This is a genomic window from Microcoleus pseudofavosus SVA1_A4, assembly GCF_036700565.1.
Lineage (GTDB): Bacteria > Cyanobacteriota > Cyanobacteriia > Cyanobacteriales > Microcoleaceae > Microcoleus.
Genome location: NZ_JAUBPE010000068.1, coordinates 38,418 through 44,740, shown reverse-complemented (window position 1 = coordinate 44,740; position 6,323 = coordinate 38,418). Strand labels below are relative to the sequence as shown.

General features: G+C 44.5%; 8 protein-coding genes and 1 tRNA gene. 8 read left to right on the top strand and 1 reads right to left on the bottom strand.

The annotated features are described in order from the left end of the window. Window positions 1–717: 717 nt before the first annotated feature. The 7 genes from QUA02_RS24720 (at window position 718) to QUA02_RS24690 (ending at window position 5,186) form a co-directional block, all read left to right on the top strand. Window positions 718–918, top strand: a complete 201-nt coding sequence (locus QUA02_RS24720; RefSeq protein WP_333031681.1) for a hypothetical protein — start codon at window positions 718–720, stop codon at window positions 916–918. Between the two features lie 210 nt (window positions 919–1,128). Beyond that, a tRNA-Lys gene (locus tag QUA02_RS24715) sits at window positions 1,129–1,201 on the top strand. Between the two features lie 130 nt (window positions 1,202–1,331). Next, the gene (locus tag QUA02_RS24710; protein ID WP_333031680.1) at window positions 1,332–1,814 is read left to right on the top strand and encodes a hypothetical protein; all 483 of its coding nucleotides are present in this window, start codon (window positions 1,332–1,334) and stop codon (window positions 1,812–1,814) included. Window positions 1,815–1,980: 166 nt separating this feature from the next. Then, window positions 1,981–3,420: a hypothetical protein gene (locus tag QUA02_RS24705; RefSeq protein WP_333031679.1), complete on the top strand. Its 1,440-nt coding sequence runs from the start codon at window positions 1,981–1,983 to the stop codon at window positions 3,418–3,420. Window positions 3,421–3,492: 72 nt separating this feature from the next. Next, window positions 3,493–3,951 carry a DIP1984 family protein gene (locus QUA02_RS24700; protein ID WP_333031678.1) on the top strand — a complete coding sequence of 153 codons (459 nt, stop codon included), beginning with the start codon at window positions 3,493–3,495 and terminating at the stop codon, window positions 3,949–3,951. Window positions 3,952–4,183: 232 nt separating this feature from the next. After that, window positions 4,184–4,501 (top strand): type II toxin-antitoxin system Phd/YefM family antitoxin, encoded by a 318-nt coding sequence (locus QUA02_RS24695; RefSeq protein WP_333031677.1) that lies wholly within the window; start codon window positions 4,184–4,186, stop codon window positions 4,499–4,501. A gap of 58 nt (window positions 4,502–4,559) precedes the next feature. Further along, complete coding sequence (locus QUA02_RS24690; RefSeq protein ID WP_333031676.1) at window positions 4,560–5,186, top strand: Uma2 family endonuclease; 627 nt, start codon at window positions 4,560–4,562, stop codon at window positions 5,184–5,186. A gap of 73 nt (window positions 5,187–5,259) precedes the next feature. Here QUA02_RS24690 and QUA02_RS24685 read toward each other — a convergent pair whose 3' ends face one another. Further along, entirely contained in the window at window positions 5,260–5,514 is a 255-nt protein-coding gene (locus QUA02_RS24685) for a DUF433 domain-containing protein (RefSeq protein WP_333031675.1), read from the bottom strand. Window positions 5,515–5,931: 417 nt separating this feature from the next. Here QUA02_RS24685 and QUA02_RS24680 point away from each other — a divergent pair, with 417 nt between their 5' ends. Further along, entirely contained in the window at window positions 5,932–6,279 is a 348-nt protein-coding gene (locus QUA02_RS24680) for a hypothetical protein (protein WP_333031674.1), read from the top strand. The last annotated feature ends 44 nt before the right edge of the window (window positions 6,280–6,323 follow it).

Sequence of the window (6,323 nt, the reverse complement as noted above, 5' to 3'; positions counted from 1 at the left end):
TGGTTATTAAATGGGATCGAAAAATCAAAAATAAAGGCAATGCTATTTTATCCGGTTTAGCTGCGTAGCAGCTTATCTAATTATGGGCGGGCAGGATGCCCACCCCACAATCAAATTCACGGGCGGGCAGGATGCCCACCCCACAATCAAATTCATTCTTTGTGGAACAGGCATCTTGCCTGTTCCTGACAATAGTGCAAGATATCCGATCTAAAAAAACTTTTGCTACCCCCTTGACACGTGTGTAGTATATATGTAGTATGTAGATATGGAAAGCGCAGGACAAGCAAAAACCTGTATTTTTCGTGCAAATTCTGAACCTTGACAACTAAATATTGCTCAAAATTTCAACGAACATCAATTTGAAAGTCTTGCAATACAGACTCGATTGTCATGTTGTTACTTTATACGAAACTGTTCGGTTACAAACTGACTCGGACCGAGTCAGATGTTGTACGAAATCAGTCTAATTTCAACGAATTTCATGCGGATTCAGAACAGACAAGTTCAGCCAGATTTCAATCAACCAATAAGGCTGAGGAAATCCGCAAAATCAAACAAGCTTATCATTTAGAACGGCGCTTATTTTAGTAAAGATTATCATATTTCGTGAATCTTTACCGATACTGGCAATTTGCTAAGTCTCACAAAAAGCCAAAGTCGAGAGCAGATAAGCTACTAATCCCAAATCCAAAATCGCTCTAGGAGGTATCGGTAATGGTTCATATTCGTTTTGAAGGACGTTCCTACGACGTGGCAGAAGACCAACTGGGTATCGCGGCAGGAATGAGCGATCGAGCTATTAAAGAACGTCTGGCCAATCATTTTGATGTCAAGGGATCTCGCTTCGAGTCTTACGTTCTCGATCGCCGTCCCAGCGGGGATTTAATTGTCCGCCCAGAAGCCGTTTACGGCTAGGAATTCACTTAAAGCACGTATTAGGCAGCGCACCCCAACTAAAGAAGCTTACAAACTGGAAACGTTCGACTTAAAATCGAATAGTAGGTTCAATTCCTACCTGCCGAGAGGCTAAAAAAAGCTTCTCTGACTTGTGCGCTGCCTTTTATAGCTGAATTTTTTATATCTGGCGCTTAAAAGTTCCACTTCGCGCCCCAACAAAGGAAGCTTACATACTAGCTCATTGGTAGAGCAATTCCCTCTTAAGGAAACGGTCGCGGGTTCAACTCCTGCGTATGTGCCAACGGCTTTCTTGACTTGCGCGAAGTGACTTTTTAGGCGCTATAAACTCTTGTTGTTAATTCAGGATAATAATTAAGTAATCCTGTTTGTATTGAAGACTTCCGTCCTCAAAAATAAATTGGGTATTAGCCATGAGAAAAAGACTGGCAATTTACCGATCGCCCAACGAGATAGACAGTCTGATTCATGCCTTCCAAGAATGCAGCCTGTCGCGAAGTCAATGGACGCACGAAGCACACTTAACCGTTGCCCTGTGGTATCTATGTTATGACTCGGAGCAAGAAGCGATAAATGCGATTCGCAATGGCATTAAACGTTACAACTCGGTTCAAGGAATTGAAACCACAAAAAACAGCGGGTATCACGAAACACTAACGCTGTTTTGGGTGCGAACTATTCGCGGGTATCTCGCCGATGAAAGCCAAAATCGCTCGATCGTACATCTGGCTAACGGTTTGATTGCAAAATATGCCGATCGCACTTTACCTTTTACCTATTACACGCGCGATCGTCTGATGTCCTGGGAAGCTCGAATTAACTGGGTTGAACCAGATTTGAAGTCCCTCGAATCCGAAATAGTCCGCCAGGGATTGAAATCCCTGTCTAATAGCTAAAGTCCTCTGAAGAGGACTAAAGATATTTGTTTTTGTTGGTTTTTAATCACAGAAAATACATTTTTAAACACGCATTTCAGTCCTCTTAAGAGGACTTAAGCTTTGAGCCAGGGATTTCAATCCCTGGCGGACTGAAAGCACAGGTGCAAAATATTAGGTAACACCAATGAATATGAATACAGCAGAGCGCGATTTGCGTTTGGAAATGCTCAACAGTCTGCTCACAAATCCTCACCGTGTATTAGAAAAAGTAGCAGAAATCCACAAGTTAATTATCGAATTAGACCCAATATTTTACGGTCATTTAGCAGTGTGGTATCAAGGTCACGGCGACGTGCGCGATCACAAGGAAGTTTTTGCCGGAAACTTGCTAACTTCGGCGCTGACCGAACACCGAGATGCCGGTTTTATGATGCTGCAAGAGTTCCCTCCCTACGAGGTTTCCCGGATTGTGGACTTTATGAAGCGGCACCAGAATAAGGTGCCTCGCAGCGCGCGCACTGCTGTCACTCGCTATCTAAAATCGCGGGAAAAGAATCCGCAGTTTTTCGATCGCGCCGCCATCCGCAACCGCAAGGCGATGAAGCATTTGTACGCAACGCTGCACGTCAAGCCGAGCGATCGCGCTAATGCTATTCTGTTTAAAGACAATCCGCCGGAAGACTCTCTGGCATTCGTTTTGAAGCAGTTAGCAAAAGCGGCGACACCTGCGGAACAGGCGAATTTGATTGTTGAGTACAAGATTCCGTATACGATCGCAGTTGGTGCGATCAAACAGCTAACGCCAACAGTTTTGGCCGCGCTGATTAACTCGATGTCGCCGCAGGAAGTCATCAACAATTTGAAATCGATTCGGTCGCGCGGCGCGATGGATCACGCGGAAGTCAAGCAGTTGATTGACTCGAAGTTGGATGAAGCCGCAAAGTGCGATCGGGTTTCTGCTTACAAAGCGAGTGTTGCGGGTGCAGGCGCGAACTTCGACGCAGCAACGGCGGCGAAGCTGGAAGCGGTGACAAACGAACAGGTGAAGAAGCGCGGCAAGATTGCTAAAGCAACTGGTTTGTTGATTGACAAGTCGGGAAGCATGGAAAGTGCGATCGAAGTCGGGAAGCGTCTCGCTGCTTTGATTTCGGGCATTTCCGAGGCTGCGCTGTTCGTTTATGCCTTTGACACGATGCCGTATCCAGTGCAAGCAAACGGCAGCGAATTGACAGACTGGGAACGCGCTTTCAAGCACATCCACGCTGGCGGCGGCACAAGTTGCGGTTGCGCGGTGGAAGCAATGCGGATTAAGAAGCAGGTTGTCGAGCAATTCATTATGGTGACAGATGAAGGCGAAAACGCTGCACCTTATTTCGCGGATGCTTATCAGAATTACTGCCGCAGTTTGGGGGTAATTCCTGATGTTGTGATTGTGCGAGTTGGTGCTTGGTGCGAATATGTCCAGAAGCAATTGAAGGACAAACAAGTATCGGTGGAAACCTTTACGTTTGCCGGCGATTACTACTCCTTGCCGAATTTAGTGCCGATGTTGAGTCGTCCTTCGCGGCTGGAATTGTTGATGGAAATTCTGGACACGTCGCTGCCGGTCAGGGATGATAAGTAAATTGTAGGGTGCGCACTGCGCACCTTACTTATTATATGCTAAAATTGGCACGGAGCTGAAGGACAAGACACTATGAAACTAGCGGAAGCTTTAATTTTAAGAGCTGACTGTCAAAAAAGAATGGAACAACTGCGAGCCAGATTGACAAGAAGTGCTAAAGTACAGGAAGGAGAAGAACCTGCAGAAAATCCCCAAGCGCTGATGAGCGAAGTAGATGCAGGGGTGCAAGAACTGGAAGACTTAATTAAGAAAATTAACAAGACTAATTCGCTGACAACTCTGGAAGATGGAGTGACTTTATCGGATGCTTTAGCCAAGAGAGATGCTCTCGCGCTTAAGCGCGGCATCTACAATTATGTAGTTGACGCAAGTGCTTTGAGGCAAGACCGCTATACTCGATCGGAAGTCAAATTTTTCAGTACAATCGATGTTGGTGAATTGCAAACGCAAATGGATCGAATGTCTAGACAGTATCGGGAGTTAGATACTAAAATACAGCAAGCAAACTGGAATACTGAACTTATCGATTGAGCAAGTTGGTAGCCAATGCAATAGAAGCGAGCACAACCCCCCAACATTGGGACCAGCCTTTGATGCTGCTGGCATGAGGGGTCATGCTAAAACCTCACAAATTAAGCCCAGTATTGTTACAAGCGTACAGGGCATTGTTAAAGTTACTACCGCGTGCTGGTCTATTGATATTGGTGAGGGTGGGTTAGGGGTTTCTTGCTCAATTGCAAAAAGTATTGGGAATTATAGTATAATGTCAACTCAAATGACCTCTGCTGAGGCTAAAACTAATTTAGATAAAATTTGCGATCGCGCTGTTGAAACTGGGGAAGTAATAGTTATTACTAGACCGAACGGCAAAAATGCGGTTTTGATTTCTGAGGCAGAATTAGAAAGTTTGCTAGAAACGCTTTATTTGCTGAGGTCGCCTGCCAATGCAACTCGTTTGTTTACAGCATTAAAAAGAGCTAAAGCAAGAGTCATTCAACCTCAGACACTCGATGAAATTTGCGAAAAATTTGGCATTAATGAAGAGGATGATAGTGAAAATGAGGTAGCGATCGCCAGTTAAACCATTGAGGAGAGAATCACAATCTTCTACTATACTCTAAACTTGGGAGGAGCAGTGGGTGACTTCAATATTAATCAAAGATTTAGCAACCGAATTAGAGCTTTTCACCGAAGATCCCGTGGAAAGATTTATTACCAGCGGGGTAAGTTGGGAACAGTATGAACAACTACTGACTCAACTCGGAGATAGTCCTTGGTATCGGGTTACTTATTTAGATGAAGTGCTGGAAATTATGGCCCCAAGTCGCCGTCACGATCGAGATAAAACCAATATTGGGATGCTGCTAGAAGCGTATTTTCAAGAAACACGGACTCGGTTTTGGGGATTGGGTTCAACTACCTTCCGCATTCAAGCAAAAAAGGGGGGTACAGAACCGGATGAGTGCTATTGTATCGGTACAGAAAAAGAATTTCCTGATTTAGCGATCGAGGTTGTACTCAGCAGTGGCGGCCTGGACAAGTTAGCAGTTTACAAAAAGCTCGGAATCAGAGAGGTTTGGTTCTGGAAAAATCGTCGCTTTGAGGTTTATCATCTTCGGGGAGAGGAATATGAAAAAATGCAGCAAAGCGAGTTGTTGCCGAATTTGGATTTATCACTGATTGCAGAGTATGTACAACGCCCCGACCCCCTTGAGGCGGTGTTGGAGTTTCGAGAAAGAGTTAGAGAAAATTTAAGAGAAAGTTGAGATTTAATATCAATCTTTACTACCAAACATCTCCCTCAATATCCTCAAGCGACAACTTTTTACCTATTTTCAATTATTCTCGAGTTTGAGCGATAATTTCTAGTAACTCTGGATTAGCGATGGATGACACTAACTGAGAATCCGCAGCAGCTAAAGCAGCGCGCAACTTTTCCGAAGTCAGTGCAGGATATTTCTCTAACACTTGCTGTTCGGTCCATCCCGCAGCAAAGAGGCCAAGCAAGAATTCTACAGACAATCGAGTTTCTGGCGCTGCTGGTTGACTTGTTGAAGCTTTCGGGTTTGGATGAATGAGCTTTCGCCAGTCCATTGTTTTACTTAAACGATTGGGGAAGATTCCGCCGATTATACTGCATTTGGGTACAGTAAAAACACTGACCTCGTTGACTGACTTTGTAACAGTGCCACCGCAGGTCATACCATTTTAGATTTTAGATTTTGGATTTTAGATTGGGAAGCACTGAGGAATTAAGGGTTTGAAGCTTGGCTAGAGTCGCATTTTTTTTGAACTGGTGTCATTTCGCGGTTTTGCGATTAAATTGTTATTACGATCGCAGTACAGCATTTTCTTATAGACTAGAGTGATGGGGTAGCGACGGGGCGATCGCCTTTTTTCATTTTGTCCGTTTGAATACCAAACCGCGTTAGCGAAGCCCTCGAAGAGGATCGCACTAAATCTCAACCCACTGTGCAACCCACAATACAACTACTTTAACTTCTTAAAACTATGGGAAAAAAGTCGAAAGCCAAAAAATCCCAGGTCAAAAAACCCAGTTTGCTCTGCCAGCGACTCCAAGAAGCTCTCGATCGAGGCAGCAAAGTTTGGATTAAAACAAATAATAGCAGTTTCGGCGGCATCCCGATTAATTTGTTCGGGGAGTTTGCGGAACTTTTGGTGATAGTTCCCCCTAACGAACAGGCGGAAAATATCGATGCTTACGGACAAGTTACGTGGCTGATTCGAGTCTCTGATATTATTGCACTCGCTTACCCTACTGAATACTGGTCTAAAGATAGATTAGAAAGTTTGCTGCCACCTGATGCAGTTACTTCAGAAGTAGGAGATTCACTGTAAGGCGCGCAATGCGCACCCAACTTTTAGCGGATTTGGATTTGGTA

Coding starts and splice junctions, on each gene's coding strand:
- QUA02_RS24680 (WP_333031674.1), top strand. CDS start 5,932: ATGGGAAAAAAGTCGAAAGCCAAAAAATCCCAGGTCAAAAAACCCAGT.
- QUA02_RS24695 (WP_333031677.1), top strand. CDS start 4,184: ATGTCAACTCAAATGACCTCTGCTGAGGCTAAAACTAATTTAGATAAA.
- QUA02_RS24720 (WP_333031681.1), top strand. CDS start 718: ATGGTTCATATTCGTTTTGAAGGACGTTCCTACGACGTGGCAGAAGAC.
- QUA02_RS24700 (WP_333031678.1), top strand. CDS start 3,493: ATGAAACTAGCGGAAGCTTTAATTTTAAGAGCTGACTGTCAAAAAAGA.
- QUA02_RS24710 (WP_333031680.1), top strand. CDS start 1,332: ATGAGAAAAAGACTGGCAATTTACCGATCGCCCAACGAGATAGACAGT.
- QUA02_RS24705 (WP_333031679.1), top strand. CDS start 1,981: ATGAATATGAATACAGCAGAGCGCGATTTGCGTTTGGAAATGCTCAAC.
- QUA02_RS24685 (WP_333031675.1), bottom strand. CDS start 5,514: ATGGACTGGCGAAAGCTCATTCATCCAAACCCGAAAGCTTCAACAAGT.